A 25,393-nucleotide genomic window follows, 5' to 3' on the forward strand; every position below is an offset into this window, starting at 1 on the left:
GGCATGATCACGTTCTGGACCACCCGGGTCAGCGCGATCTACGACACGTACTTCACCGCCGAGCTGCTGCTGTCCGGCCGGCTGGTGCCGCTGGCGCTGCTGCCGGCGTGGGCGGCGGGGCTGGCCGACGTGCTGCCGTTCAAGTACACGTTCGGCTATCCGATCGAGGTGCTGGCGGGGTCGCTGTCCACCCGGGAGCTGTTCGTCGGGCTGGCGTTCCAGGCGGCGTGGATCGCGATCGGGGCGCTGCTGGTCGCGGTCGTCTGGCGGGTCGGCGTGCGCCGCTTCGGCTCGGTGGGCGCCTGATGGGCACGCTGCGGCTGGCCGGGACGTTCCTGCGGATCGGCATCATGAACGAGCTGCAATACCGGGTGAACTTCGCGTTCAGCCTGGTGCAGTCGCTGATCTCGGTCGGCACCTCGATCGCGGTGCTGGCGCTGGTCTTCGGCAACACCGACTCGCTGCGCGGCTGGAGCGCCGGCGAGCTGCTCGTCGTCATGGGCGTGTACGTGCTGGTGGGCGGGTTGATCAAGATGCTCATCCAGCCCAACATGCAGCAGCTCATGGAGGACGTGCAGCGCGGGACGCTCGACTTCGTGCTGACGAAGCCCGCGGACGGGCAGTTGCTGGTCAGCGTCCGGCGGGTGCAGCTGTGGCAGGGCGTGGACATCCTCGTCGGCGGCGCGCTCATCGTCGTGGCGACGGTCCGGCTGCCGGGCACGGTGTCCGTGCTCGACGTGCTGTCGTTCGCGCTCGCGCTGCCGCTCGGTGCGGTGGCGATCTACTGCTTCTGGCTGCTGCTGACCACCATCGCGTTCTGGGTGACGCGGCTCGACCCGATCGTCGAGCTGTTCGACGGGATGTACCAGGCCGGGCGGTGGCCGGTGTCGGTCTACCCCGGCTGGCTGCAGATCGGGTTCACCGTGCTCGTGCCGCTCGCGTTCGCCGTCACCGTGCCCGCGTCCGCGCTCGCCGGGCACTCCTCCGGCTGGCTCGTCCTCGGCTCGGTCGCCTTCACCGCCGCCCTCGCCGCCCTCACCCGCTGGGTCTGGCACCGAGCCCTCCACCGCTACTCCGGCGCCTCCTCCTGAGCGCTAGCGTTGCGCGATGCGGGACCTGACCGAATTCATGACGTTTCCGTTTTCGTCGTACGAGGTGAGGGAGCTGGTTGCGGCGGTGGCGGAGGAGCCGCCGCGGGAGGGCGAGAGCGGGGTCGACTGCTGGTTGTGCACGACGCCCGACGACACGTTCCTCTGGACCGACGAGCGATGGCGGCTGAGCCTCTACACGCCCAGCCCGTTCCCCGGGGTGGTCCTGCTGCAGCCGCGGGTGCACGCCCAGTCCGTCGCCGAGCTGCCGGCGACCGAGCTGGCCGAGTTCGGGACGATGGTCGGCCGGGTGCAGCGGGCGGTCGAGGCGCTCGGCGGGATCGGCCGGGTGCACCTCAACTACTGGGGTGACGGCAGCGCGCACTTCCACCTGTGGTTCTACCCCCGGCCGTACGGCCGGCTGCAGTTGCGTGGGACCTTTCTCGGCATGTGGAGCGTGCTGCTGCCCAACCTGCCCGACGACGAGACCCGCGCCGCCGGCGAGCAGGTCGCCCGCAATCTGGACGCCGCCGCGTGAACGGCTCGATCGAGGCGCAGATGCTGCTGTGCGACGCCGCCGTCGCCGACCCCAGCGGCAAGCTGCACATGCTCGGCGCCGGCTGGTCGATGACCGGCAGCCCGACCTCGCCGCAGGCCGTCGCCGTGCTGCTGAAGATCCCGTGGGACCGGGCGAACGAGCGGCTCGGCCTGGTGCTGCGGCTGCTGGACCCGGACGGCCGCCCGGTCGTCGTCGGCACCCCCGACGGCGGCCAGGAGGTCACGATGAGCGGCGACATCGAGGCCGGCCGGCCGCCGGGCGTCGCCCCGGGCAGCCAGCTCGACGCCGCGCTCGCGTTCAACGTGCCGTCGCTGCCGCTGGCGCCGGGCCGCTACCAGTGGCGGCTCGACGTCGCCGACGACACGTTCACCGCGTCGTTCCAGGTGCTCAGCGCACCCGGATGAGTACGTCCTCGCGCGGCACCAGCTCGCCGATCACCGGCTGGTCCGGCAGTTCGCCGGCCAGCAGCAGGCCGCCGGAGGTCTGCGCGTCGGCGAGCAGCAGCGCCTCGTCCTCGGACACCGCGGCCAGGTCGGTGTGCGGCCGGACCCAGTCGAGGTTGCGGCGGGAGCCGCCGGACACGTAGCCGTCGCGCAGCGCCTCCCGCGCACCGGCCAGGTAGGGCACCGCAGCCGCGTCGACGACCGCGGTCACCCCGCTCGCCCGGACCAGCTTGAGCAGGTGACCGAGCAGCCCGAAGCCGGTCACGTCGGTGCCGGCGCGGATCCCGGCCCCGACCGCGGCCTCGGCCGCATCCCGGTTCAGCGTGGTCATGGCGTCGATCGCCTGCGCGAACACCTCCCCGGTCTGCTTGTGCCGGGCGTTGAGCACGCCGATCCCGAGCGGCTTGGTCAGCGTCAGCGGCTCGCCCGCGCGGGCGGCGTCGTTGCGCAGCAGGGAGAGCGGGTCGACCAGCCCGGTGACCGCCATGCCGTACTTGGGTTCCGGGTCGTCGACGCTGTGCCCGCCGGCGACGTGGCAGCCGGCCGCGGACGCCACGTCCAGGCCGCCGCGCAGCACCTCGGCGGCGAGGTCGAACGGGAGCACGTCGCGCGGCCAGCACAGCAGGTTCAGCGCGACCAGCGGGGTGCCACCCATCGCGTACACGTCCGAGAGGGCGTTGGTGGCGGCGATGCGACCCCAGTCGTACGCGTCGTCGACGACCGGGGTGAAGAAGTCGGTGGTGGCGATGAGGGTGGTGCCGTTCGCGATCCGCACGACCGCGGCGTCGTCGCCGCTGTCGAGCCCGACGATCAGCTCCGCGGCCGGGTCGGCGGGTCCGCGGCCGGTGAGCGCGGCGACCGCGTCCTCCAGCTCGCCGGGCGGGATCTTGCAGGCACAGCCACCGCCGTGCGCGTACGAGGTCAGTCGCTGCAGCTCCGTCGTCGTCACCGGACTATCGTGCCTCTTGGAGGCGTACGGGTGCCTGGTGGCCCCCACGGTCTTCAAAATCGCTGTGGCCCGCTCAGCGGGTCAGGGGGGTTCGATTCCCCTCCGCCTCCGCATTACGTCTCCCGCCCACCAGCCCCGAGGTCCCGGATCGTGCCGATCCGGGCGGCGGCGTCGGAGCCGGCGTACCAAGATCGTCCGGAAATGATCAGTTTGATCGGCTCCGGTCGCGGCTAGGGGGACAAGGTCGGGCGCATCGCGGCGCCCGTCGGCGGAAGGAGTGTCATGGCCGGGAACAAGGCGGTCGCCTACCTGGGCGCCGGCCGCGTCGAGGTCCAGGACATCGACTATCCGACGTTCGAGCTGAAGGACGGGCCCGGGGTGAACCCGGCCAACGTGGGCCGGCAGCTGCCGCACGCGGCCATCCTCAAGAGCGTCGCCACCAACATCTGCGGCAGCGACCAGCACATGGTCCGCGGCCGGACCACCGCCCCGGAGGGGCTCGTGCTCGGGCACGAGATCACCGGCGAGGTGGTCGAGGTCGGCCCGGGCGTGGAGTACATCAAGGTCGGCGACCTGTGCTCGGTGCCGTTCAACATCTCCTGCGGGCGGTGCCGCAACTGCAAGGAGGGCAAGACCGGGATCTGCCTGAACGTCAACCCCGACCGGCCCGGCTCCGCGTACGGCTACGTGGACATGGGTGGCTGGGTCGGCGGCCAGGCCCAGTACGTCGCCGTGCCGTACGCGGACTGGAACCTGCTGAAGTTCCCGGACAAGGACCAGGCCCTGGAGAAGATCCTGGACCTGGCGATGCTGTCGGACATCTTCCCGACCGGTTACCACGGCTGCGTCAGCGCGGGCGTGACCACCGGCTCGACGGTGTACGTCGCCGGGGCCGGCCCGGTCGGGCTCGCGGCCGCGGCGAGCGCGTTCCTGCTCGGCGCGGCGGTGGTGATCGTCGGCGACCTCAACGCCGACCGGCTGGCCCAGGCCCGCAGCTTCGGCTGCGAGACCGTGGACGTCTCCCAGGGCGACCCGAAGGACCAGATCGAGCAGATCCTCGGCGAGCCCGAGGTCGACTGCGGGGTGGACGCGGTCGGGTTCGAGGCCCGCGGGCACGGGGCGGACGCGGGCTCCGAGCAGCCGGCCCGGGTGCTCAACTCGCTGATGGACCTCACCCGCGCCGGCGGCGCGCTCGGCATCCCCGGTCTGTACGTGACCGGCGACCCGGGTGCGGCCGACGACGCGGCCAAGGAGGGCTCGCTGTCGATCCGGCTCGGCCTCGGCTGGGCCAAGTCGCACGCGTTCTACACCGGCCAGTGCCCGGTGATGAAGTACAACCGGCAGCTGATGATGGCGATCCTGCACGACCGGGTGCAGATCGCGAAGGCGGTCAACGCGACGCCGATCCCGATCGAGCAGGCGCCGCAGGGCTACGCGGACTTCGACAAGGGCGCGGCCCAGAAGTTCGTCCTCGACCCGAACGGGGTCATCGCCGGCCGCAGCTGAACGCGGGGCCCGGCGGTCGCCGCCGCCGGGCCCTACCCCGCGGCGTGCGAGCGCGACCGGGCCTCGCTCCGCCTCACCGGCCATCCGGCCGGGCCGTCACCAGCGGTCGTGGACGTGCGGCCGGACGAGGCGGTCGTAGACGTCGCGGACGCCGGCCAGCTGGTCCGCGGTCAGCGCCGGCAGGTCGGCCGCGCCCGCGTTGCCCCGGGCCTGCTCCGGGTTCCGGGCGCCGGGGATGACGACGGAGATGCCGGGCTGGTCGAGAATCCAGCGCAGCGCGAACTGCGCCATGGTGGCGCCGGCCGGCACCAGCGGGGCCAGCTCCCGGACCGCGGCGAGACCGACCTCGAACGGCACCCCGGCGAACGTCTCGCCGACGTCGAACGCCTCGCCGGAACGGTTGAACGTGCGGTGGTCGTCCGCGGCGAACGTGGTGTTCTCGTCGTACTTCCCGGACAGCAGCCCGGAGGCCAGCGGCACCCGGGCGATCACCGTGACGCCGGCCTCCCGCGCGGCCGGCAGCACCTCGTCCAGCGGCTTCTGCCGGAAGCAGTTGACGATGATCTGCACCGAGGCGACCCCGGGCCGGGCGATCGCGGTCAGGGCCTCGGCGCAGGTCTCGACCGACACCCCGTACGCGGCGATCCGCTTGTCCTCGACCAGCTCGTCCAGGGCGTCGAACACCGCGTCGTCGGAGTAGACCGGGGTCGGCGGGCAGTGCAGCTGCACGAGGTCGAGCGTGTCGACGCCGAGGTTCGCGCGGGAGCGGTCGGTCCAGGCCCGGAAGTCAGCCGCCGTGTAGTTCTCCGGCACCTGCTCGACCCGGCGGCCCATCTTGGTCGCGACGGTGCGGCCCGAGCCGGGGTGCCCGCGCAGGAACCGGCCGACGAGCTGCTCGGAACGGCCGTCTCCGTACACGTCGGCGGTGTCGATGAAGTCGACCTCGGCGGCGTCGAGGACCGCCAGCGCGTCCTGCTCGGAGACCTCGCCCCAGTCCGCGCCGAGCTGCCAGGCCCCGAGCCCGATCGGCCGGAACGTGCGCTGCAGTCGACTCGGACCATTGCTCATACCCGAATCCTAGGTGTGCGCCCCCGTGCACAGAAATCAGGAATTCGGCGGGATTTCACTCGGACGGTTGTACAGTTTCTGACATTACGGGGCCGCTTTCGGGGAGGCGGGTATGAAACTTCTCAATCGCGTCGGTGGTGCGTTTCTGCTGCTGGTGCTGGGTATCGCGGTGATCACCGGGTTCCAGTCGCCGACGGGCCGGCCGATGTGGGACAACCTCTGGGCCGCGGGACGCACGGTTGTCCGCTACGCCCGCGACCAGGCCGGCCGCCTGGGCGGCACCGACATCGCCGGGCATGGGTTCCGGGCGATCGGGGCGGCCGCGGTCGTGGTGCTGCTGATCATCACCGTGTCGAAGGGGCCGATCACGAACCGGCAGTTCGGTCTGCTGCTCCTGCTCGGTGCGGGGATCGCGCTCGTGCTGTGGAACCCGGCGATCGTGACCTGATCAACCGTCGGCGGGGATGAGCGCGGGGCCGTCGTCGATGAGGACGGCGGCCGGCTGGCGGACGAAGGTCGCGTCGGCGGCCAGGTTCGGGCTGTCCAGGGGCTCGAGGAACAAGTGGAAGTCGCGGTGCCGCAGGAACCGGTCCGGGAAGTTGAGCGACCGCAGCGACAGCCCGTTCGGGTCGGCCAGTCCGGGCACGACCCGGAACGTCGAGTCGGCCAGGAACAGCCCGTCCCCGGGGCCGGCCGGCTCCTCCAGGTGGATCCGGAAGTCGCGGTGCCGCAGGTACCGGGCCGGGAAGTTCCGCGAGCGCAGCCGGATGTGGTCCGGTCCCCGCGGCACCACCCCGAACGCGAAGTCCCCGACGACCGCGTCCTGCCGGGTCAGCTCGCCGAGGAACGCGCGGTGCCGGATGAAGTGGTCGCGCACGTTGGACGCGCGCAGGTTCACGAAATCCATCGTTGCCTCCCCGTGGTCGGCTCCCAGGGTGGGCCTCGACGCCGTACCCCGCACCGGCCGTACGGGCACGGTGCGGGGCCGAAAGGGCAGCGTCAGGCCTGGCGCAGGAGCTGCTCGAACGGGGTCGGCTCGGCGAACGGGTCCCGGACCGCCGCGGTGCGGCTCGGGGTGGGCCGGGCGCCGGCGAGGAGACCGGCCAGCTCGGTCGTGGCCCGGGTGATGCGGTCGGCCAGCGTGGTCCCGTCGCCGGCGGCCCAATCCTCCGGGCCGGCGAAGACGCCGGTCGGAACCGTGAGCGCGTGCAGGTAGGAGAACAGCGGGCGCAGCGCGTGCTCGATGACCAGCGAGTGCCGGACGGTGCCGGCCGTCGCGGCCAGCAGGACCGGCTTCCCGTCCAGCGCGCCCGGCTCCAGCACGTCGACGAACGTCTTGAACAGCCCGCTGTACGACCCGGCGAACACCGGCGTCACCGCGACCACCGCGTCCGCGGCGGTCACGGACCCCACCGCGGCGCGCAGGGCGCCGGCCGGGAAGCCGGTGAGGATCGCGTCGGCCAGTTCCCGGGCCAGCGGACGCAGCTCGATGATCTCGATCTCGGCGGTGCCGCCACGCTCCCGCAGCGCGTCGCCGGCCGCGGCCGCCAGCCGGTCGGCCAGCAGCCGGGTCGAGGACGGCGTGCCCACGCCCGCGCTGATCACCGCGATCCGGCGGGCGATCATGCGGACACCGCCGCCTCCGCCTGATCGGCGGTCGCACCGGCGGACGCGGACGCCACCAGCGAGCCGTGCGTGGGCGGCTCCTCCGGCACCCCGGCCGGCCGCAGCGCCGCGAACTCCTTGCGCAGCACGGGAACGACCTCCTCGCCGAGGATGTCCAGCTGCTCCAGCACGGTCTTCAGCGGCAGCCCGGCGTGGTCGAGCAGGAACAACTGCCGCTGGTAGTCCCCGGCGTAGTCGCGGAAGCCGAGCGTGCGCTCGATCACCTGCTGCGGGCTGCCCACGGTCAGCGGCGTCTCGGCGGTGAACTCCTCCAGCGACGGGCCGTGCCCGTACACCGGGGCGTTGTCGAAGTACGGCCGGAACTCGCGCACCGCGTCCTGGCTGTTCCTGCGCAGGAACACCTGGCCGCCGAGGCCGACGATGGCCTGGTCGGCGGAGCCGTGGCCGTAGTGTTCGAAGCGCTGGCGGTAGAGCCCGACCATCGCCTCGGTGTGCTCCTTGGGCCAGAAGATGTGGTTGGCGAAGAAGCCGTCGCCGTAGTACGCGGCCTGCTCGGCGATCTCCGGCGTGCGGATCGAGCCGTGCCAGACGAACGGCGGGACGTCGTCCAGCGGGCGCGGGGTCGAGGTGAAGCCCTGCAGCGGCGTCCGGAACTTGCCCTGCCAGTCGACGTTCTCCTCGCGCCAGAGCCGGCGCAGCAGCGCGTAGTGCTGCACGGCCAGCGCGAGCCCGTCGCGGATGTCCTGGCCGAACCAGGGGTAGACCGGACCGGTGTTGCCGCGGCCGAGCATGAGGTCGACGCGGCCGTCGGCGAGGTGCTGCAGCATCGCGTAGTCCTCGGCGATCTTCACCGGGTCGTTGGTGGTGATCAGCGTCGTCGCGGTGGACAGCAGCAGCCGCTCGGTCCGCGCGGCCAGGTAACCGAGCATGGTGGTCGGCGAGGACGGCACGAACGGCGGGTTGTGGTGTTCGCCGGTCGCGAACACGTCCAGCCCGACCTCCTCGGCCTTGAGCGCGATCGTCACCATCGCCTTGATCCGCTCGGCCTCGGTCGGCGCCCGCCCGGTCGTCGGGTCCGGCGTGACATCGCCGACCGTGAACACCCCGAACTGCATCGCGGTCCACTCCCTCGATAGTTGCTTGTGCAAGTATCGTCGGAACAGGGGCGGGTGCGCGATCATTCCGCGCATGTCGATCGAGCCCTGGTTGTCGGTTCCGGATGGCGAGCGTGCGATCGCGTTCTACGTGGAGGCGTTCGACGCCCGCGTGCTGGAACGGCTGGAGGGCGACCACGGCGGTGCCGACATCGCGCAGTTCGCCGTCGCGGGCGGGCAGTTCTGGATCCAGCGGGACCCGGACGTGCGGCCGTCGGGGGCGCGGTTCCTGCTCCTCGTGCCCGACCCCGAGGCCGCGTACAGCCGGGCGGTCGCGGCCGGTGCGGTCGAGGTCGCGGCGGTGCACGAGGAGCACGGCTGGGTGACCGGGCGGGTCACCGACCCGTTCGGGTTCGACTGGGAGCTCAGCCGCAAGGTCTGAGCCTCAGCCCAGGACCGCGCGGACGCCCGTCTCCCAGGTGGTCCCGCGGGTCACCAGACCGCGCCGGCCCGTCGGTCGCGCCGGAGCAGTAGACCGGGTCCCACCCGTCCACCCACGCCCGTTCACCCTCGGGCGTGAACCAGCCCATCGCCGCGTCCGGCGCTCCCGGCAGGCCGAACGTGCCGCGGCAGACGATGCGCATCCGCGCAGCCTCGCCGTCGGCGGTGCGGCCGTCACCCGGGTTTCGTCAGGTGGCGGAGCGGTAGGTGTCGCCGGCCGGGGTGCGGGTGCCGTCGGGGCGGTAGAGGCCGGTGCCGTCGCCACCTTCGTCCGGTGTGGACAGTGAGAACCAGGCGTACCGCTCCACATAGGACAGTCCGCGCAGCATCGCGGTGGACGAGGCGACGAAGGCCGACTCGACCCCGGCGGTGGGGTACTTGGCGCCGCCGCCGAAGTTCATCAACGCGTACTCGGTGATCCAGATCGGCTTGTGGTAGCGGGCGTACACCGCCGCCACGTACGCCTTGAGCTGATCGGTGGCGGGCCCGGCGCGGAAGTCCCCGCCGTACCAGTGCAGCGGGATGAAGTCGACGCGGTAGCCCTTGGCCGCGGCGCCGGTCATGAACCGGTCGAGCCAGCCGCCCGCGGTGTCCCCGCCGTACGCGACGGCCGGCGCGCCGAGGCGCATCCCGGTCGCCTGCAGCGTCGGCCAGAGCGAGAGCGCCGTGTCCACCGACAGCTGCGCCTGCCCGGCCAGGTCGGGCTCGTTGAAGCCGAGCAGGGTGCTGCCGGACGCCTTCGCCCTGGCGATGGTCGCGGCGTCGGTGTCGGCCGATCCCCAGATCATCGGGACGAACTCGACACCGGGAACGGTCACGCCCTTGTCGTCCGGGCCCCAGTCGTAGAACCAGGACACCCCGGAGTCACGCAGCGCGGCGGCCATGCCGGCCGACTTCCAGATGCTGGCGCCCTTGCGGGCGGAGGTCGCGCCCGGGACCGGCGCGGCGGGATTCGTCGTCGCCGGCGCGGGCGCGGTCGTCCCGGGGTGCGGGCGGGTCCTGCCGGCCGCCGTCGCCTCCGCCGCCAGCCGGCCCATCCCGGGGACGGCGGCCGCGGTGGTGCGGGAGCCGGAGGGCGACCCCGCCCCCGGCCCCGGGGACGCCGGCAGCGGGGCCGCGGCGAGGGCGGCCGGGTCGGACGGCGCGCCCGAGTTGCGCAGGGCCGGCACCACGGCAGCGACGGCGACGACCGCGAGCACGGCCCCGATCGCGGCGGCGAGCCGGGGTCTACGGGCGCGTCGATGTCTGCGGGCACTCACAGTCGCAGGAGTCTGCCAGTCGTCCGCGCCGAAAACAGGACCCAGTTTCCCTGGGCCTCAGACCAGACCCACGCTGCCTCCCGACCCCGACCCCGACCCCGACCCGGACCCGGACCCGGACCCGGCCCTGGACCCGGACCCGGACCCGGCCCTGGACCCGGACCCGGACCCGGACCCGGCCCTGGACCTGGACCCGGACCGGTTCTGGATCCGGGTCGTGAGCCCGGGGTCGGTCTCGGATCCGGCGGGACAGGCGCGCGCTCCGGCGGCCGGCGCGCGGCCGGGCGCACCGGCGGCGGGCGTCTACGCTGCGCCGGTGGCTGTGGGGGAGCGGGACCTGGATGCCGCGCTCGCGGCCGTCCTGGGTGACGGCGCGGCCGAGCTGCGGACCAGCGCGGCCGCGCTGACCGGCGCGTACCGGTCGGGGACGCTGCCGGGCGAGATGCTGGCCTCGCCGACGGCCGCCCGGGCGTACGCGGCCTACCGGATGCCGGCCACCTTCGCCGCCGTCCGCGCCGCCCTGCGGGAGGCTCCGGGGCTGGCCCCGCGCACCGTGGTCGACCTCGGCGGCGGCACCGGCGCCGCGCTCTGGGCCGCCGCCGCGACCTTCCCGGACCTGACCACCGCGACCGTGCTGGACCGCTCGGCCGACGCGCTCGCGCTCGGCCGGCGGCTGGCCGAGCACGCGCCGCTGCCCGCGACGACCTGGACGGAGTCGACGCTGACGCCGGTCCCGGCCGCGGACCTGGTCACCGTGGCGTACCTGCTGGGCGAGCTCCCGGAGCCGGCCCGGCCCGCGCTGGTCGAGCGGGCCGCCGCCGCGGCCGGGGCGGTCGCGATCGTCGAGCCCGGCACGCCGGCCGGCCACCACCGGATCCTGCAGGCCCGGAACACCCTGCTGGACAAGGGCTTCCGGGTCCTCGCGCCCTGCCCGCACGACCTGCGCTGCCCGTGGGCGGAGGGCCCGGACTGGTGCCACTTCGCCGCCCGGCTGCCCCGCTCGACGCTGCACCGCCGGGTCAAGGGCGGCACCCTCGGCTGGGAGGACGAGAAGTTCTCCTACGTGGTCGCGGTCCGTGGACCGGCGGAGCCGGCGGGTGGCCGGATCGTGCGGCACCCGTCCCAGCGCAAGGGCCTGGTCCAGCTGACCGTCTGCGGGACCGACCCCGGCGTACGGCCGGTGCTGGTGTCCAAGCGGCAGGGCCCGGACTACAAGGCGGCCCGGGACGCGGGGTGGGGCGACCCCTGGCCGCCCCACCCCTGACCCTGTGCTGCCCAACCGGCGGAACGACCAAGAAACCTGGTTACGGCAGCCGGTCCAGCGCCGGCGCGACCGTGTTCGCGAACGCGTACCCCTGGACCTGGTCCCAGTTGACCGACCAGGTCATCGCGCCGCGGATGCCCGGCCAGGTGGTCGGCGGGTGGAACGAGCCGCAGCCGACACCCTGGGCCAGGCAGGTCAGCGCCGAGGCGACCACCGACGGCGCGACCGCACCGCCGCCGGCCGCCCGGGACGACGCCGGCAGCCCGAGCGCGACCTGGTCCGGCCGCAGCCCGCCCTGCAGCTGGATGCAGGCCAGCGCGGTGAGGAAGTCGACGGTGCCCTGCGCGTACACCCTGCCGTCGCAGCCGAGCATGGTGCCGGAGTTGTAGTACTGCGTCTGGACGGTGGTCAGGATGTCGCGGACGCCCAGCGCGAGCTGGAAGTACGCCATGCCGGTCGACTGCATGTCGATCGTCTGCGGGGTCAGCGTCAGGACGAACCCGGCGCCGCTGGCCGCGCCGATCTGGTGCAGCGCCTGGCCCATGAACGTCGCGTTGACGCCGTTCTCCAGGTCGATGTCGACGCCGTCGAAGCCGAACCGGGCCATGATCGAGCGCACGCTGGTGGCGAAGTTGTTCGCGCTGGTGCCGTCGCTCACCGAGATCGTGCCGTTCTGCCCGCCGACGGACAGCACGACCTTGGCCCCGCGGGCGTGCAGCGTGGCCACGTCGGTGATGAGGTTCGCGTCCGTGTAGCCGCCGAGCGCGGTGGCCAGTTCCGGGTCGACGGCGAAGCTCACCGCGCCCGGTGTCGTGGTCGCGTTCGCGAAGGCGACGTCCACGACGTCGTACGTGGCCGGGACGTCCCGCAGCCGGAGGTTTGACGAGCCGTTGACGAAGTTGTGCCAGTACCCGGTGAGCGTGTGCTTGGGCAGCGTCCCGGTGCCGGGCGGGTTGGTCGGCGGCGGGCTGGTCGGCGGGTTCGTCGGCGGCGGCGGGCTCGTGGGCGGGTTGGTCGGCGGGGGCGGCGCGGTGCCCGGCCCCTGCAGCGACACGTCGTCGGCCGAGTACGTGCCCTGCGCGTACCAGCCGTGGACGTAGACCGTGGCCGGGCCGGAGCCGCCGGTGAAGTGCACGGTCAGCTGGGAGTACGCGCCGTTCGTGCCGGGCGTCCAGGTGCTCACGTCGCCGGCCGAGGTGCCGGACGCGCCGAGGAACACGAACGCGCCGTTCACCCACGCGGTCAGCGTGTACGCCGCACCCGGGGTGGTCTGGATCGTCTGCGCGCACTGCGCGGTGGTGGCGTTCGGCGTACCGGTCAGGGCCCGGACGCCGGTGTGGGCCTGGGTGCCGACGCCGGTCTCGGCCGTACAGGTCCAGCCGGCGGTGCCGGACTCGAACCCGGGGTTGGCCACCAGCTCGACCGCTCCGGCCGGTGCCGCGGCGACCAGGAGGCCGGCCCCGACGACTAGGGCGGTCGCGCCGACCGCCAGTGCTGCCCGCAACGTGCCCATCGCGACTCCTTCTCGTTCGCGAGAGGGTGGCCGCGGCGGCAGCGGGACCACGACCGGATGACAACTGGACTAGACCAGACTGGACCAGTTGCCGTCAACAAGCCGGGGCGGCTCAGCGGAACAGGCGCAGCGAGAACCGGTACCGGAACGCCTCGCCCCGGCCGGCCGCCAGCGCGGCGGTGACCACCAGGATCACGTTGGTGATCCAGAGCGCGAACGTGAGCACCAGGCCGATCACGATGACGATCAGCAGCACCGTCACCACGTACCCGATCAGGACCGTGAGCTGGAAATTCAGCGCCTCGAACCCGTGCTGGCGGACCAGCCCGCTGCGACGCCCGCGGATCAGCAGGATCACCAGCGCGGGCACGAACGAGCCGACCAGCCCGAGCAGGTGCGCCGCGACCGCCCACCGGGTGTCGCCCGGACCCGTCCGCCACGGAATCCCCTGGTACGTCTCCGGCGCGCTCACCCGGGCAGCCTAGGAGCCGAGCGCCGGAGGGGAGCGCGCGCTCCCCTCCGGCGGTCCCCCCGATCCAGGCCCGTCAGTCGGTGACCGGCACGCGGCGGTCGGCCGGGGCCAGCACGAGCACCGCGCAGACGACGTACGCCTGATTACCGTGCACGCCGTCGTCATTGGCGTCACCGTGCTGCTGTACATGGCGGTCTTCGTCGGGGTGCTGGCCCGCGCCGGTGACGTCGGCCTCGGCGTCGAGGCGACGATCGGAGCCGCGCTGGCCCGCCGCCTTTGGTCGAGGCGCTGACCAACGTCTGCCGGCACGCGGCCACGGACCGGGCTGCGGTCGCGCTCCGGCTCAGCGGCGACGCCCTCGACCTGGACGTCCGCGACGCCGGTACGGTCGGGCTCGCGTGGACGCCCGGCGTCGGCCTCGCGTCCATGCGCGAACGGGCCGAGAGCGTCGGCGGCACCGCTTTGGCGACGCCGACCCCACCGGCGGCCACGTCCACGCCCACCTGCCCCTGTTCGCCTCCTAGCGTCCGGGCGCCCCCCACCGGCGCAGCCGCCGGATCCGGCCGTACACCGGCATCCGCGTACCGGTCAGCGTCGCGACGATCTCCACGAGCTGCGCCGTCCAGTCCGCTGCGGCGTCCACCTCGACGTGCAGCTGGGCTCGCAGTTCCGGCGGAACCGGTGCGTCGTCGAGGCGTATGACCAGCACCCGGATGCCGTCGTAGATCCGTCTGATGACGGCGGCGTCGATCTCCGCCCGCATCCACGGGCTGTCCGCGCTGTGCCGGGACAGCACGACGACGACGGCGTCAGCCCGGTCGATCCCCTCGCCGAAGACCCGTTGCACCATGCTGTCGCCGGGCCGGATCTCGCCCCGGTCCATCCACACTCGGATGCCGCGCTCGCGCAGGCGCTCGGCCAGCAGGTCGACGAACCGGTCCTTGTCCTTGGTGGCGTGGCTGAGGAAGACCATCGGCGCGACGGGCCGGCGTGGGCCGGCGGTGTCGACCTGGAGGATGGGCGTCATCGTGCACCGCCCCAGGGTGGCGCGGCGAGATCGAGCGGGCCGGGCCACGTCCAGACGTAGCCGTACGCGGTGAGCAGCGGGTCGAGGACCTCCCAGTGGAAGTGGCCGTCCGGAGAGCCGACCGGGGCCCCGTCCGGGTCGTCGGCGCGGGTGTCCTTCTCCCAGACCACCTGCCGCACCGAGGCCGGCCGCTCGTGCGGGTCGAAGCTGAGGTCGACGCACAGCCGCCGGCACGCGGGGTCCGTCACCACCCGGAACCATCCGGGCGGCGACAGGACCCCGGGGTCGGGCTCGGGTGGCCGGGTCAGGATCGCGAACCCGAACTCCGCCGTCGCACCCACGTCGTACGTGCGGTCCAGCCGGAGCTCGACGGCCCGGACGTGGTAGCCAGGCCCGCGGGCGGTCACGCAGGTCCCGATCGTGCAGCGGTCACCGGCCATGATCGTGGTCGGCGCCTGGTCGTCGACGGTGTACCGGACCCAGTAGCGGCGGACGCCCGGCTGCAGCACGAGCGCGCGGTACGCGAGGTCACTGCGCCGTGGCCGGCGAGTGCTCCCGATCTGCAGGTGCTCGGCCGCGTCGACGAGGGTGATCGCCCCCTCGTTCGTGCAGCCCCGCGCCTCCAGCGTCGCTTTGAGCGGCGTCGGGTCGGACTCGTCCGTCGCCGGCGCGAGCGGGTGACGGGCGCGTCGGCGGAGGTCCCAGGGTCCTGGAGCGGTCTGGTGGTAGGCCGCCACCAGGCGGCCGGCGTCGGCGTCCGTCTCCCGGGCGAGCGCGAGCAGGCGATCCAGCGTGTACCCGTCCCGGTCCGGGACGATGTTCCCGTTCTTCCAGTCGCTGAGCGTGGCAGGGGCGATGTAGAACCCGGCCTTTCCCAGCCGGGCCGCCAACGGCCGCAGGGAGATGCCGGCGGCCTCGAGGGTGTCCTTGACCGCGTCGGCGAACCTCTCCGTTCGAACCGGGTCCTCCGCGTCGGCCGGGAGGTCGTCGCGGGACTTCGGAAGGTCGCCGCGCGACTGGTGCCGTCCGGGTGCCCGAGTGCTCGTCATCGGATCTCCGCGTTCTGGGGACGGGCCGGGGGGCGACCCGTGGACTGAGGCGAGGGGGTGCGCGCCCGCCGGGGGAGGCGGACGGCCCAATCCTCCACCGCCCGGCAGCGCACCGGAGATGTGCCGAACACCGCTCTGGTGAGGTCCTGACACAGAGACCGGTTTCGCGGTTGTGCTGCAACGCTGGCGTGCATGCTTACTAAGCGTCAAAGAATCTTGTGCGCAGAGTAGGAAATTTGAGTCACTTGAGCGACACTGCTTCAAGCGCGCTACAACGATGAGACATTCGGAAGTCGGTAGCGGAAGGGTCGCGGTGCGTATGTGGTACATCATCTGGGGCTGACGGACCGGTCCAACGACGAAGTCGAACAACGGAGGTGGCCCGCGCGCGCGGCGGGCCGTCTTCGTGCGGCAGGCCTGGTATTTCGGGCCCGTCCGGGCGGGACGGCGAATGCACGGCCTCGTCGGAAAGTACCGCAGCCACCGTCCGATGTAGAGGGTCAGTGGAAGGCGTCCCGGTGGGCGACGGTATGGGCCGGTCGGCCGAGGAGGTGGGGGACCGTGGGGTGGATCGTGGTCTCGTCGACGAGACCGTCGGCGAAGAACCCAGGAACGCGTCCGCGTAGGGGCTTCGGCATCGTCGCCTCCAGCCCGGCGCGGGTCTGCTCGGTGCTCCAGCCGTCCCAGCGCAGGTCCCGTCCGAGCGCGGCGCCGAGCGCGACCTGCTCGGCCGGGAGCAACGCCTCCGGCCCGGAGAGCCGGTACGCCTGACCGGCGTGACCGTCCGCGGTCAGCGCGAGCACCGCCACGGCGCCGATGCCGGCCGGGTCCACCGCCGCGACCGGCACGTCGCCGAACGGTCCGCTCGCGCGGACGGGAGCACCGAGCTCGCGCAGCGCGGCCAGCGTCGCGGAGCCGAGGGCGCCCGTCGCACCGGTGACCAGAAACATGCGCCGGATCGTACGGTTGTCACAGTACTGATGCTTGCCATCCGAGGCCTGAACCATGCCACTATTCGCGGCGGGGGCTTGTTGGCTGATCGACGGGGAGGGACCGTGGGACCGTCGAGCGTGCCGGGGTGACCGCAGCCACAACCGGGTCCTCCGCCCGTCATGCCGAGGCCCGCGAGCGTCTGCTCGCACAGTACGCGGCGATTCCCGCCGGCGACCCCGTGCGGCTGGCCAAGCGCACCTCCAACCTCTTCCGCCCCCGCGCCACGGTGACCCGCCCCGGCCTGGACGTCGCGGACCTGGACCAGGTGCTGTCCGTCGACCCCGTCGCCCGGACCGCCGACGTACAGGGCATGACGACGTACGAGCACCTCGTCGACGCGACCCTCGCGCACGGCCTGATGCCGACCGTGGTGCCGCAGCTGAAGACCATCACGCTCGGCGGTGCGGTCACCGGGCTCGGCATCGAGTCCAGCTCGTTCCGGGACGGCCTGCCGCACGAGGCGGTGCTCGAGCTCGAGGTGCTCACCGGGGCCGGCGAGATCGTGACCGCCACCCCGGCCGGCGCGCACGCCGACCTCTTCCGCGCCTTCCCCAACTCGTACGGGACGCTCGGCTACGCGCTGCGGCTGCGCGTCGAGCTGGAGCCGGTGAAGCCGTACGTCCGCCTGCGGCACGTGCGCTTCGGCAGCCCGGCCGAGCTCGCCGCCGGCATCGGTGACATAGTCGCAAGTGGACAGTGGGTCGGCGAGGGCGTCGATTTCCTCGACGGCACCGTGTTCTCCGCCACTGAGAGCTATCTCACGCTCGGGTCCTGGGTGGACAGTGCACCGTACACATCGGACTACACCGGCCAGCAGATCTTCTACCGCTCGGTGCAGAGCCGGCCGGAGGACTACCTGACGGTCCGGGACTACCTCTGGCGCTGGGACACCGACTGGTTCTGGTGTTCGCGCGCGTTCGGCGCGCAGAACCCGCGGATCCGCCGGCTGTGGCCGAAACGCTGGCTGCGCAGCGACGTCTACTGGAAGATCATCGCGCTGGAGAACAAGCACCACGTGGTCGCGCGGCTGGAGCAGGCCCGCGGCCGGCTGCCGCGGGAACGGCTGGTCCAGGACGTCGAGATCCCGCTGGAGCGCACCGGCGACTTCCTGGGCTGGTTCCTGCGCGAGGTCCCGGTGGAACCGGTCTGGGTCTGCCCGCTCAAGCTGCGTCCCTCCGGTCCGGCCGGGACGCCGGCGCCGGGCGAGGCGCCCTGGCCGCTCTACCCGCTCGCGGCCGGGGAGACGTACGTCAACGTCGGCTTCTGGTCCACCGTCCCGATCCTGCCGGGGCGGGCCGACGGCGACGTCAACCGGGACGTCGAACGGAAGGTCGGCGAGCTCGGCGGTCACAAGTCGCTCTACTCCGACGCGTACTACGACGAGGAGCAGTTCCGCGCGCTCTACGGCGGGCCGGCATACGAGGCGGTCAAGGCGCGCTACGACCCTGACAGCAGGCTGTTGGATCTCTACGCGAAGGCGGTGATGAGGCGATGACCGTTGAGCCCAGGACCCGTGGGGGGTCCGCGCCCGCGGTGACGCTCGGACAGATCTTCGACCAGCTGTACGGCCTGGGCGCACCGGTGCGCTTCACGGCGTACGACGGCAGCTCGGCCGGGACGCCGGACGCGACACTCGGCATCCGGCTGACCAACCCGCGAGCCGTGTCCTACGTGCTCACCGCGCCGGGCTCCCTCGGGCTGGCGCGCGCGTACCTGCAGGGGGACCTCGAGATCGACGGCGTCCACCCGGGCGACCCGTACGACCTGCTGACCATGATGGAGGAACTGCACGTGCACCGGCCGTCGCCGGTGCAGGTCGTGCAGTGGCTGCGCGCGCTCGGCCTGGAGACGCTCAAGCCGCCGCCGCTGCCGGACCTGGAGCAGGCGCCGACCCGGCGGATCAGCGTCGGGCTGCGGCACAGCAAGCACCGTGACGCCAACGCGATCAGCTACCACTACGACGTCTCCAACGACTTCTACGAGCTGGTCCTCGGCCCGTCGATGACCTACACCTGCGCCTGTTACCCGCGGGAGGACTCGACGCTGGAGGAGGCGCAGGAGCACAAGTACGACCTGGTCGCCCGCAAGCTCGGGCTCACCCCCGGGATGCGGCTGCTGGATGTCGGCTGCGGCTGGGGCGGGATGGTCCGGCACGCGGTGCGCAACTACGGCGTCTCCGCCCTCGGCGTCACGCTGTCGCGGGAGCAGGCCGCCTGGGCGACCCGGCGGATCGAGGCGGAGGGGCTGGCCGGCAAGGCCGAGGTGCGGCACCTGGACTACCGCGAGGTCTCCGAGAAAGACTTCGACGCGGTCAGCTCCATCGGCCTCATCGAGCACATCGGGGTGAAGAACTACCCGGCGTACTTCCGGTTCCTGCGGTCCCGGCTGCGGCCGGGCGGCCGGCTGCTCAACCACGGCATCACCCGTCCGGACAACCTGCACCCGGGGCTGCAGCGCCGCGGCTTCATCGGCCGGTACGTCTTCCCCGACGGGGAGCTGACCGGCTCCGGCGACATCGTCCGCGCGGTCGAGAACGCCGGCTTCGAGGTGCAGCACCACGAGAACCTGCGGGTGCACTACGCCAAGACGCTGGCCAGCTGGTGCGACAACCTGGTCGAGCACTGGGACGAGGCCGTCGCCGACGCCGGGCTGCCGATCGCGAAGGTCTGGGGCCTCTACATGGCCGGCTCCCGGCTCGGGTTCGAGCGCAACAGCATCCAGCTGCACCAGATCCTGGCCACCAAGGACACGTCGGACGGGGAGTCGGACTACCCGCTGCGGCACGAGTTCGGAGTCTGAGCGCCCTTCTCGGGAGGGCCCTTCTCAGGAGGCCGGTGCGTCGACCGCGAGCGTGCTCAGGTCGACGTGCCGGGCCAGCTCCTTGGTCGTCCGGCACTCCCGGGTGGTCCGGTCCGGCCGGATCAGCCGCAGCACGGAGGACGCCTGCTCGACGCGGATGCCGGTGGGCGCGACGAGGGCGACCTCGCCGACGACCACCCGGCGGGCGGCGGCGAGCAGCTCCAGCACGGTCTTCGACGGCGGCGAGTTGCCGAGCTGGACCCCGTCCAGCCGGCGCTCGACCTCGATCACCCGGTCCAGCAGGTCGACCCGGCCCGGCGCCGCCATCGCGATCCGGGCCACGCCGTGCGGGAAGTCCATCGTCCCGGCGGCGACGGCGGCGGCGACCACGGCGGTCTCCTCGTCCAGCCGGCTGTATGCCCGCTCGTCCGCGGCCGGGTGCGCGGCCGGGTGCGCGGCCGGAGTGGCGGCCGGAGTGGCGGCCGGAGTGGCGGCCGGAGTGGCGGCCGGAGTGGCGGCCGGGATGCGCGGGCGCGGGATCTCGACGGTCTGGTCGGAGTCCATCGGGGTCGGGTGGGCGAGCGGGCCGCGGGCGCGCATCGACGTGCTCGCGCCCGGTCTCCGCCGCGGCAGCGCGTCGGCCTCGTCCTCCTGGGTCGATTTAGCGGCAGCAGCCGCTTCTGCGGCCCCGGCCGGAGTTCCGTCGACGCCCGCGTCCGTCCCTCGCGCGGTCACGGCGCCTGCGACAACGCTGTTGGCGGCGCCGGTCCCGGCCGGGGCGCCGGCAGCGCCGGTCCCGGTCGTGGCGGTGGCCGGGGCGGTGGCGGGAGCGCCGGTCGTGGTGGCGTCGCCGGCCGGGGTGGCGCGGGTCCGGTCGGCGATCGCGGAGGTTCCTTCGGAGCGGACGCGGCGGGGTAGCGGGTCCGCCCGATCGGGTCCGGGCCGGGCGGGAGCGACTGGGTCTTCGGCGCCGATCGGCGGCATGCGGACCGCGGCGAGGGGCGTCGGCCCGGGCGCGGGCCGGCCGGCCCATCGGCGGGCCAGGAAGACCGCCGCGCCGGCGACCGCCAGCACGAGCACGACGCCGACGATCCACCACGGCACCGCCGGCCCGGACCCGGACGAGTCGGCCGGTCCCGGCGGCGCCGGCCCGGCCGCGTCCGCCGGCACGACCGCCGACTGGGTCGCGGTCACCCCGGCCACCGTCACCCCGACCCGGACGGTCGCCGGCAGCGTGCTCGGCCGCGGGAACGTGAGCACGAACCGCTCCCGCAGCAGCGTCGCGACCCGGTCGAAGGGCGGCAGCGTGCCCTCGCCGCGGGCGGGCACCAGCACGCCGCCGGTGGCCGAGGTGACCTGCGACCAGTACGTCTGATCGGACCCGGTGGCGACCACGGCCAGCACCACGCCGGCGTCGGTGAGCCGCCGGGACAGGTCGGCCGCGGACTCGCCGCCCGCGTCCGGGGCGCCGGTGTAGAGCAGCAGCAGCCGGGTGCCGCCGGAGGCGGCCGGGATCGCGTTCACGGCCGCGGTCAGCGCGTCCGCGGTGTGCCGGGCGCCGCCGGCCCGGGCCGAGTTCAGCGCGCCGACCGCGGCGACCGCGCCCTGGGTCAGCGGCGAGAGCACGGACGGCCGGTCGCCGCCGTCGCCGACCACGACCGTCCGGACGCCGTCGGGCAGCTGCAGAAGCAGGTTGGTGGCCCCGTTGATGCCACCCTGCAGGGCGGCGGCACCGGCGTCGGCGGTGTCGAGCACGACGCCGGTGGACAGCTGCGGGCCGAGCACCGCGCTCACGTCGGTCTCCAGGGCCCGGCCGTCGGCGGTGCGGACGGTGAACGCGCCGGGCTGCGAGAGCGACGGCGGCGGGTTCACCCCGACCACCATCGAGACGGTGTCCCGCTGCGGGATCACCGCGGCCACCGTCAGCGTGCTGGCCGCGCCGGCGGTGGAGGCCCAGGCGGCGCCCCCGGCCGTGGCCGCGGCGAGGACGCCGGCGACCAGCAGCCGTCTAGACCGGGGACGCGAAGACGATGACATTGTCGAGGTAGTTGTGGGTGCTGTAGTCGAACTGGCCGCCGCAGGTGATCAGCCGCAGCGACGAGTCCAGGTCGGGCGCGTACACGTCGGCGGTCGGGAAGTCGGACTTGGAGACCTGCCGGACCTGGGTGACGGTGAACTCGGCCGTGCTGCCGTCGGCGCGGTCCACGAACACGCTCTCGCCCGGCTTCATCTCCCGCAGCCGGAAGAAGACCGCGCCGCTGTGGTCCCAGTCGACGTGCCCGATGATCACCGCCGGTCCGGGCTGCCCGGGCCGCGGGCCGCCCTTGAACCAGCCGGCCAGCTCGGGCCGGGTCGGCAGCGCGATGCTCTTGTCCGAGGCCCGGCCGAGCTCCTGCAGGGCCGGGGTGACCAGGTCGATCGCGGGGATCCGCAGCCGGCTCGGCAGCGCCACCGTCGCGTAGGTCCGGACGGACTTGAACTGGTCGGCCGCAGGGTTCTTCACGTGCGTCGCGGGGGCGTTCGGGGCCGCCTTCGCCGCGGTGGTGGCCGTCGCCGGGCTGCCGCAGCCGGTCAGTGCGACCGCCAGCGTCACCGCCGCGGCGGCCGGGACCAGGCCCCGCACCCGCATCAGCGCCCTCCGATGATCGCGGCTTCGCCGCCCCGTCCGGTCTGTGCCGGGCCGACCGGCAGCCGCTTGGCGACGGTCTCCCCGAACGCCTCCGCGAGCTGCCCGCTCAACCCGAACATCTCTTGGTACGTGGAGTATGCGACATCGTGCGCCGTGACGTAATCCTTGGCCACGAACGCGTCGACCTGCTGCCGGAGCATGGTGTCGTGCGAGCCGAGCGCCTTGGCCAGCGCCGACGCGGCGAGCTTGTTGCCGGTCGCGGTGGCCAGGAACGCCGACAGCTTGCCCTCGAACCCGTTCAGGCCGGTGCCGATCTCGGTCCTGGTGGTGTCGTCGGAGCCCTTGGCCAGGTCGGCCGAGTACTGCACGAGCAGGTCGATGTGGTCGGCCCACAGCTGCTGGAACGCGGCCCCGGCGGCCGGGGTGAACAGCGTGCCGATGGCGCCGGCCAGGTCGGTGGTGTTGCCGTTGACCGAGTCGGCCGCGGCCTTGAAGTCGGGGGCGTCGGTGGCGCCGGCCCGCAGCGCGCCGACGACCAGTTCGACGTGCTCGCCGAGCAGCTGGGTCAGCGCCGAGCGCAGCCGCCAGGTCGGCGCCTGCAGCGCCTTGGCCTGGGCCGGGGTGAGCATCGCCGCGCCGATGGCCTGGCCGGCGGCGAACGCGTGCGCGTACCCGGCCCGGTAGGTGACGTCGGACTTGGCGTAGTCCTTGGCCGCGAACTGGTCGGCCTGGTCGATGAGGTGGGTGACGTGATCGGTCACGCCGCTCATCGCGGTGGCCGCGGTCAGCTGGCCGTGCGAGTGGGCCGCGAAGAAGGCGGCCAGCTTGCCCTCGATCTGGGTGACCTGGACCTTGGCCTGCGCCATCGCGGCCTGGTCGTTGTCACCGAGGCCGCGGGCGTAGTTGAACAGCGCGGTCACGTGCCCGGACCAGAGCGGGGTGAAGGTCTGCGCGGTCGCCGCCCCGAACTCGGCGCTGAACAGCTTGCCGAGAGCGTCGGTGTTCTTGCCGAGCGCGGCGTTCGTCGCCTGGGCCAGGTCCGGGTCGTTGCGGATCCGGCCGCGCATCATGTCCGCGGCCAGCGTGGTGTGCTGGCCGAGCAGGGACTGGAACTGCAGCGTGAACTCGCCCGGGGTCATCGGTGCGCTGGCCGGCTCGGCCCCGGCGCTGCCGTGGTCGTCGTCCGCGGACGACGAGGGCAGCGGCGCCGCCCCGGCCGCTCCGGCGGCGCTGGTCGCGGTGGTCGAACCCGAGCCGGTGCCCGCGACGCAGCCGGCCACCAGCGCGATGGCGACGACCGACCCGCCGAGCAGCAACAACCGAGCGGTGCGGCTGCGCGCCGCACCGGATTCGCGCCTGGTGGTCACTCGAATTCCCCCCACTTTGGGACCGGACCTCGGCGCTGTAGCACGCCGTGACGGGCTGATTACGGTACGTTACGGTCTGTCTCGGGCGCGGATACCATACTGACGCTGCGGGGTTTTGCGCTCGTGAAGTTCCAGGTCCGGGTAAATCGATGATGAATACGCCACCGTCGGGTGATCACGGCGCCGGGTCGTACCGTTGCCGCGTGGCCGAGCTGACCGACCCGCGCCGACTGGTGCCGCGTACCGACGCCGTGCTCGCCGACCCCCGCCTCGACGGCGCGCTGGGGCGGCTGGGCCGGGCGCTGGTCAAGGAAGTGGTGACCGGGGTCCAGGCCGAGGTCCGGGCCGGGACGCTGGATCCGGACAGCGTCGTGGACACGGTGCTGGCCCGGCTGCCGGCGGTGCCGGCCAGCCTGCGCCCGGTGCTCAATGCGACCGGCGTGCTCGTGCACACCAACCTCGGGCGGGCGCCTCTGTCGGTCGCCGCCCGCGCGGCCGTGCTGGCCGCCAGCGGCACCACCGACGTCGAGCTGGACCTGGCCACCGGCCGGCGCGGTCCGCGCGGGACCGGAGCACTGGCCGCGCTGGCCGCCGCGGCGCCGGACGCCGAGGCCGTGCACGTGGTCAACAACGGCGCCGCCGCGCTCGTGCTGGCCGCGACCGCGCTCGCGGCCGGCCGGGAGATCGTGCTGGCCCGGGGCGAGATGGTGGAGATCGGCGACGGGTTCCGGATCCCGGACCTGCTGGTCTCCACCGGCGCCCGGCTGCGCGAGGTCGGCACCACCAACCGCGTGACGCTCGACGACTATGCGGCCGCGGTCGGCCCGGAGACCGGGTTCGTGCTCAAGCTGCACCCGTCGAACTTCGTGGTCAGCGGGTTCACCTCCGCGGTCGGGGCCGCGGAGCTGGCCGGGCTGGCCGTGCCGCTGGTGGTCGACATCGGCTCCGGGCTGCTGGCGCCCTCGCCGGTGCTGCCGGACGAGCCCGACGCGGCCACCGCGCTGCGGGCCGGGGCCGCGCTGGTCACCGCGAGCGGGGACAAGCTGCTCGGCGGTCCCCAGGCCGGCCTGCTCCTCGGCCGTACGGACGTGGTCGCCCGGCTGCGGCGGCACCCGCTGGCCCGGGCGTTGCGGGTGGACAAGCTCACGCTGGCCGCGCTGGAGGCGTCGCTGCGCGGCCCGGCCGTCCCGGTGGCGCGGTTCCTGGCCGCCGACCCGATCGCGCTGCGGACCCGGGCCGAACGGCTGGCCGGGCTGCTGCGGGCGAACCGCATCGACGCGGTCGCGGTCGACAGTGAGGCCGCGGTCGGCGGGGGCGGCGGGCCGGGCGTGGTGCTGCCGAGCGCCGCCGTCAGCCTCCCCGAGCCGTACGCGGAGCGGCTGCGGGCCGGGGACCCCGCGGTGCTGGGCCGGGTCGCCGGCGGGCGCTGCCTGCTCGACCTGCGCGCGGTGGAGGAGACCGACGACCGGGCGCTGCAGCGCGCCGTCCTGCAGGCCTGATGTACGTCCTGGCCACTGCCGGGCACGTCGACCACGGCAAGTCGCGGCTGGTCCGGGCCCTGACCGGGATGGAGCCGGACCGGTGGGCCGAGGAGCAGCGGCGCGGGATGACGCTGGACCTCGGCTTCGTCTGGACGACGCTGCCGGCCGGGCCGGTCGCGTTCGTGGACGTCCCCGGGCACGAGCGGTTCGTGCCGACGATGCTGGCCGGGGTCGGGCCGGTGCCGGCGGTGCTGTTCGTGGTCGCCGCCGACGGCGGCTGGATGCCGCAGTCCGATGAGCACCTGGACGCGCTGGACGCGCTCGGGGTCCGGCACGGGCTGCTCGCGGTGACCCGGTCCGACCTGGCCGATCCCGGGCCGGTCCGGGCGGCGGCGCTGGAGCGGATCGCCCGGACGTCGCTGGGGACGGTGCCCGCGGTCGCGGTGAGCGCGGCCACCGGCGCGGGGCTGGACGAGCTGCGGTCCGCGCTCGACGCGCTGGTGCGGTCCCTGCCGCCCGCCGACCCGTACGGGCCGGTGCGGCTGTGGGTCGACCGGGCCTTCACCGTGCACGGCAGCGGGACGGTGGTCACCGGCACGCTCGGCGCCGGCACGCTGCGCGTCGGCGACGAGCTGTCCCTGGACGGGGCGCCGGTCCAGATCCGGGCGCTGCAGTCCCGGGACGAGCCGGTCACCGCGATCTCCGG

At 73.6% G+C, this 25,393-nt stretch carries 27 protein-coding genes and 1 tRNA gene; 14 read left to right on the top strand and 14 right to left on the bottom strand.

The features are described 5' to 3' along the window. The 4 genes from VGP36_10385 to VGP36_10400 all read left to right on the top strand — a co-directional run. The coding region (locus VGP36_10385; GenBank protein ID HEV7655119.1) for an ABC-2 family transporter protein at positions 1–306 on the top strand (306 nt) is incomplete at its 5' end. After that, positions 306–1,091 (top strand): ABC-2 family transporter protein, encoded by a 786-nt coding sequence (locus tag VGP36_10390; GenBank protein ID HEV7655120.1) that lies wholly within the window; start codon positions 306–308, stop codon positions 1,089–1,091. The genes VGP36_10385 and VGP36_10390, both read left to right, overlap by 1 nt. Positions 1,092–1,155: 64 nt before the next feature. After that, positions 1,156–1,626, top strand: a complete 471-nt coding sequence (locus tag VGP36_10395) for a hypothetical protein (protein HEV7655121.1) — start codon at positions 1,156–1,158, stop codon at positions 1,624–1,626. Further along, positions 1,623–2,051 (top strand): hypothetical protein, encoded by a 429-nt coding sequence (locus VGP36_10400; GenBank protein ID HEV7655122.1) that lies wholly within the window; start codon positions 1,623–1,625, stop codon positions 2,049–2,051. The genes VGP36_10395 and VGP36_10400 overlap by 4 nt, the downstream gene beginning before the upstream one ends. Here VGP36_10400 and selD read toward each other — a convergent pair. After that, positions 2,035–3,039: a selenide, water dikinase SelD gene (gene selD, locus VGP36_10405; protein ID HEV7655123.1), complete on the bottom strand. Its 1,005-nt coding sequence runs from the start codon at positions 3,037–3,039 to the stop codon at positions 2,035–2,037. The two genes, VGP36_10400 and selD, sit on opposite strands and share 17 nt — an antisense overlap. 18 nt (positions 3,040–3,057) lie before the next feature. On the opposite strand from selD, the gene VGP36_10410 reads away from it, so the two are divergent. Next, positions 3,058–3,152, top strand: a tRNA-Sec gene (locus tag VGP36_10410). A 169-nt stretch (positions 3,153–3,321) separates the two neighbouring features. After that, the gene (fdhA, locus tag VGP36_10415) at positions 3,322–4,545 is read left to right on the top strand and encodes a formaldehyde dehydrogenase, glutathione-independent (protein HEV7655124.1); all 1,224 of its coding nucleotides are present in this window, start codon (positions 3,322–3,324) and stop codon (positions 4,543–4,545) included. A gap of 96 nt (positions 4,546–4,641) precedes the next feature. Here the strand turns inward: fdhA and VGP36_10420 are convergent, their stop codons facing one another. Further along, on the bottom strand, positions 4,642–5,613 hold the full coding sequence (locus VGP36_10420; protein ID HEV7655125.1) for an aldo/keto reductase: 972 nt from the start codon (positions 5,611–5,613) through the stop codon (positions 4,642–4,644). A 112-nt stretch (positions 5,614–5,725) separates the two neighbouring features. Between VGP36_10420 and VGP36_10425 the strand changes: the two genes are divergently transcribed. Then, positions 5,726–6,061: a hypothetical protein gene (locus VGP36_10425; protein ID HEV7655126.1), complete on the top strand. Its 336-nt coding sequence runs from the start codon at positions 5,726–5,728 to the stop codon at positions 6,059–6,061. Here VGP36_10425 and VGP36_10430 read toward each other — a convergent pair whose 3' ends face one another. From VGP36_10430 to VGP36_10440, 3 genes are all read right to left on the bottom strand, one after another. Beyond that, complete coding sequence (locus tag VGP36_10430; GenBank protein HEV7655127.1) at positions 6,062–6,520, bottom strand: AbfB domain-containing protein; 459 nt, start codon at positions 6,518–6,520, stop codon at positions 6,062–6,064. A 92-nt stretch (positions 6,521–6,612) separates the two neighbouring features. Further along, on the bottom strand, positions 6,613–7,239 hold the full coding sequence (locus tag VGP36_10435; GenBank protein HEV7655128.1) for a CE1759 family FMN reductase: 627 nt from the start codon (positions 7,237–7,239) through the stop codon (positions 6,613–6,615). Continuing rightward, positions 7,236–8,354, bottom strand: a complete 1,119-nt coding sequence (locus VGP36_10440; protein ID HEV7655129.1) for an LLM class flavin-dependent oxidoreductase — start codon at positions 8,352–8,354, stop codon at positions 7,236–7,238. The genes VGP36_10435 and VGP36_10440 overlap by 4 nt, the downstream gene beginning before the upstream one ends. 73 nt (positions 8,355–8,427) lie before the next feature. Between VGP36_10440 and VGP36_10445 the strand changes: the two genes are divergently transcribed. Further along, positions 8,428–8,775, top strand: a complete 348-nt coding sequence (locus VGP36_10445; protein HEV7655130.1) for a VOC family protein — start codon at positions 8,428–8,430, stop codon at positions 8,773–8,775. Positions 8,776–9,022: 247 nt separating this feature from the next. On the opposite strand, the gene VGP36_10450 is transcribed toward VGP36_10445, so the two are convergent. Beyond that, positions 9,023–10,033, bottom strand: a complete 1,011-nt coding sequence (locus VGP36_10450) for a glycoside hydrolase family protein (GenBank protein HEV7655131.1) — start codon at positions 10,031–10,033, stop codon at positions 9,023–9,025. 376 nt (positions 10,034–10,409) lie between these two features. Between VGP36_10450 and VGP36_10455 the strand changes: the two genes are divergently transcribed. Further along, positions 10,410–11,357 (top strand): small ribosomal subunit Rsm22 family protein, encoded by a 948-nt coding sequence (locus VGP36_10455; GenBank protein HEV7655132.1) that lies wholly within the window; start codon positions 10,410–10,412, stop codon positions 11,355–11,357. 40 nt (positions 11,358–11,397) lie between these two features. On the opposite strand, the gene VGP36_10460 is transcribed toward VGP36_10455, so the two are convergent. Both VGP36_10460 and VGP36_10465 read right to left on the bottom strand, forming a co-directional pair. Then, positions 11,398–12,870, bottom strand: a complete 1,473-nt coding sequence (locus tag VGP36_10460) for a glycosyl hydrolase family 18 protein (protein ID HEV7655133.1) — start codon at positions 12,868–12,870, stop codon at positions 11,398–11,400. 112 nt (positions 12,871–12,982) lie between these two features. Further along, positions 12,983–13,342 (bottom strand): DUF4870 domain-containing protein, encoded by a 360-nt coding sequence (locus VGP36_10465; protein HEV7655134.1) that lies wholly within the window; start codon positions 13,340–13,342, stop codon positions 12,983–12,985. Between the two features lie 148 nt (positions 13,343–13,490). On the opposite strand from VGP36_10465, the gene VGP36_10470 reads away from it, so the two are divergent. Beyond that, positions 13,491–13,634, top strand: coding sequence for a hypothetical protein (locus VGP36_10470; GenBank protein HEV7655135.1), 144 nt, complete (start codon positions 13,491–13,493; stop codon positions 13,632–13,634). A 228-nt stretch (positions 13,635–13,862) separates the two neighbouring features. Here the strand turns inward: VGP36_10470 and VGP36_10475 are convergent, their stop codons facing one another. From VGP36_10475 to VGP36_10485, 3 genes are all read right to left on the bottom strand, one after another. Next, positions 13,863–14,369 (bottom strand): toll/interleukin-1 receptor domain-containing protein, encoded by a 507-nt coding sequence (locus tag VGP36_10475; protein ID HEV7655136.1) that lies wholly within the window; start codon positions 14,367–14,369, stop codon positions 13,863–13,865. Next, a complete protein-coding gene (locus VGP36_10480) occupies positions 14,366–15,418 on the bottom strand; it encodes a helix-turn-helix transcriptional regulator (protein HEV7655137.1) in 1,053 nt (350 codons plus the stop codon). Before VGP36_10480 ends, VGP36_10475 begins: the two co-directional genes overlap by 4 nt. A 500-nt stretch (positions 15,419–15,918) precedes the next feature. Next, complete coding sequence (locus VGP36_10485) at positions 15,919–16,368, bottom strand: hypothetical protein (protein HEV7655138.1); 450 nt, start codon at positions 16,366–16,368, stop codon at positions 15,919–15,921. Between the two features lie 128 nt (positions 16,369–16,496). On the opposite strand from VGP36_10485, the gene VGP36_10490 reads away from it, so the two are divergent. Then, the gene (locus VGP36_10490) at positions 16,497–17,906 is read left to right on the top strand and encodes an FAD-binding oxidoreductase (protein HEV7655139.1); all 1,410 of its coding nucleotides are present in this window, start codon (positions 16,497–16,499) and stop codon (positions 17,904–17,906) included. Between the two features lie 38 nt (positions 17,907–17,944). Beyond that, positions 17,945–19,210 carry a class I SAM-dependent methyltransferase gene (locus VGP36_10495; GenBank protein ID HEV7655140.1) on the top strand — a complete coding sequence of 422 codons (1,266 nt, stop codon included), beginning with the start codon at positions 17,945–17,947 and terminating at the stop codon, positions 19,208–19,210. Positions 19,211–19,234: 24 nt separating this feature from the next. Here VGP36_10495 and VGP36_10500 read toward each other — a convergent pair whose 3' ends face one another. From VGP36_10500 to VGP36_10510, 3 genes are read right to left on the bottom strand one after another with little or no spacing between them, the layout of a single operon-like run. Continuing rightward, positions 19,235–21,247, bottom strand: coding sequence for a hypothetical protein (locus VGP36_10500; protein ID HEV7655141.1), 2,013 nt, complete (start codon positions 21,245–21,247; stop codon positions 19,235–19,237). After that, on the bottom strand, positions 21,219–21,839 hold the full coding sequence (locus tag VGP36_10505; protein HEV7655142.1) for a class F sortase: 621 nt from the start codon (positions 21,837–21,839) through the stop codon (positions 21,219–21,221). Before VGP36_10505 ends, VGP36_10500 begins: the two co-directional genes overlap by 29 nt. Next, entirely contained in the window at positions 21,839–23,206 is a 1,368-nt protein-coding gene (locus tag VGP36_10510) for a hypothetical protein (protein HEV7655143.1), read from the bottom strand. Before VGP36_10510 ends, VGP36_10505 begins: the two co-directional genes overlap by 1 nt. A gap of 212 nt (positions 23,207–23,418) precedes the next feature. On the opposite strand from VGP36_10510, the gene selA reads away from it, so the two are divergent. Next, positions 23,419–24,705 carry an L-seryl-tRNA(Sec) selenium transferase gene (gene selA, locus VGP36_10515; protein ID HEV7655144.1) on the top strand — a complete coding sequence of 429 codons (1,287 nt, stop codon included), beginning with the start codon at positions 23,419–23,421 and terminating at the stop codon, positions 24,703–24,705. Then, positions 24,705–25,393: GTP-binding protein (locus VGP36_10520; GenBank protein ID HEV7655145.1), on the top strand; the 689-nt coding region annotated here is incomplete at its 3' end. The genes selA and VGP36_10520, both read left to right, overlap by 1 nt.

It is taken from the genome of Mycobacteriales bacterium (assembly GCA_035995165.1).
In the GTDB taxonomy this organism is placed as follows: domain Bacteria; phylum Actinomycetota; class Actinomycetes; order Mycobacteriales; family CADCTP01; genus CADCTP01.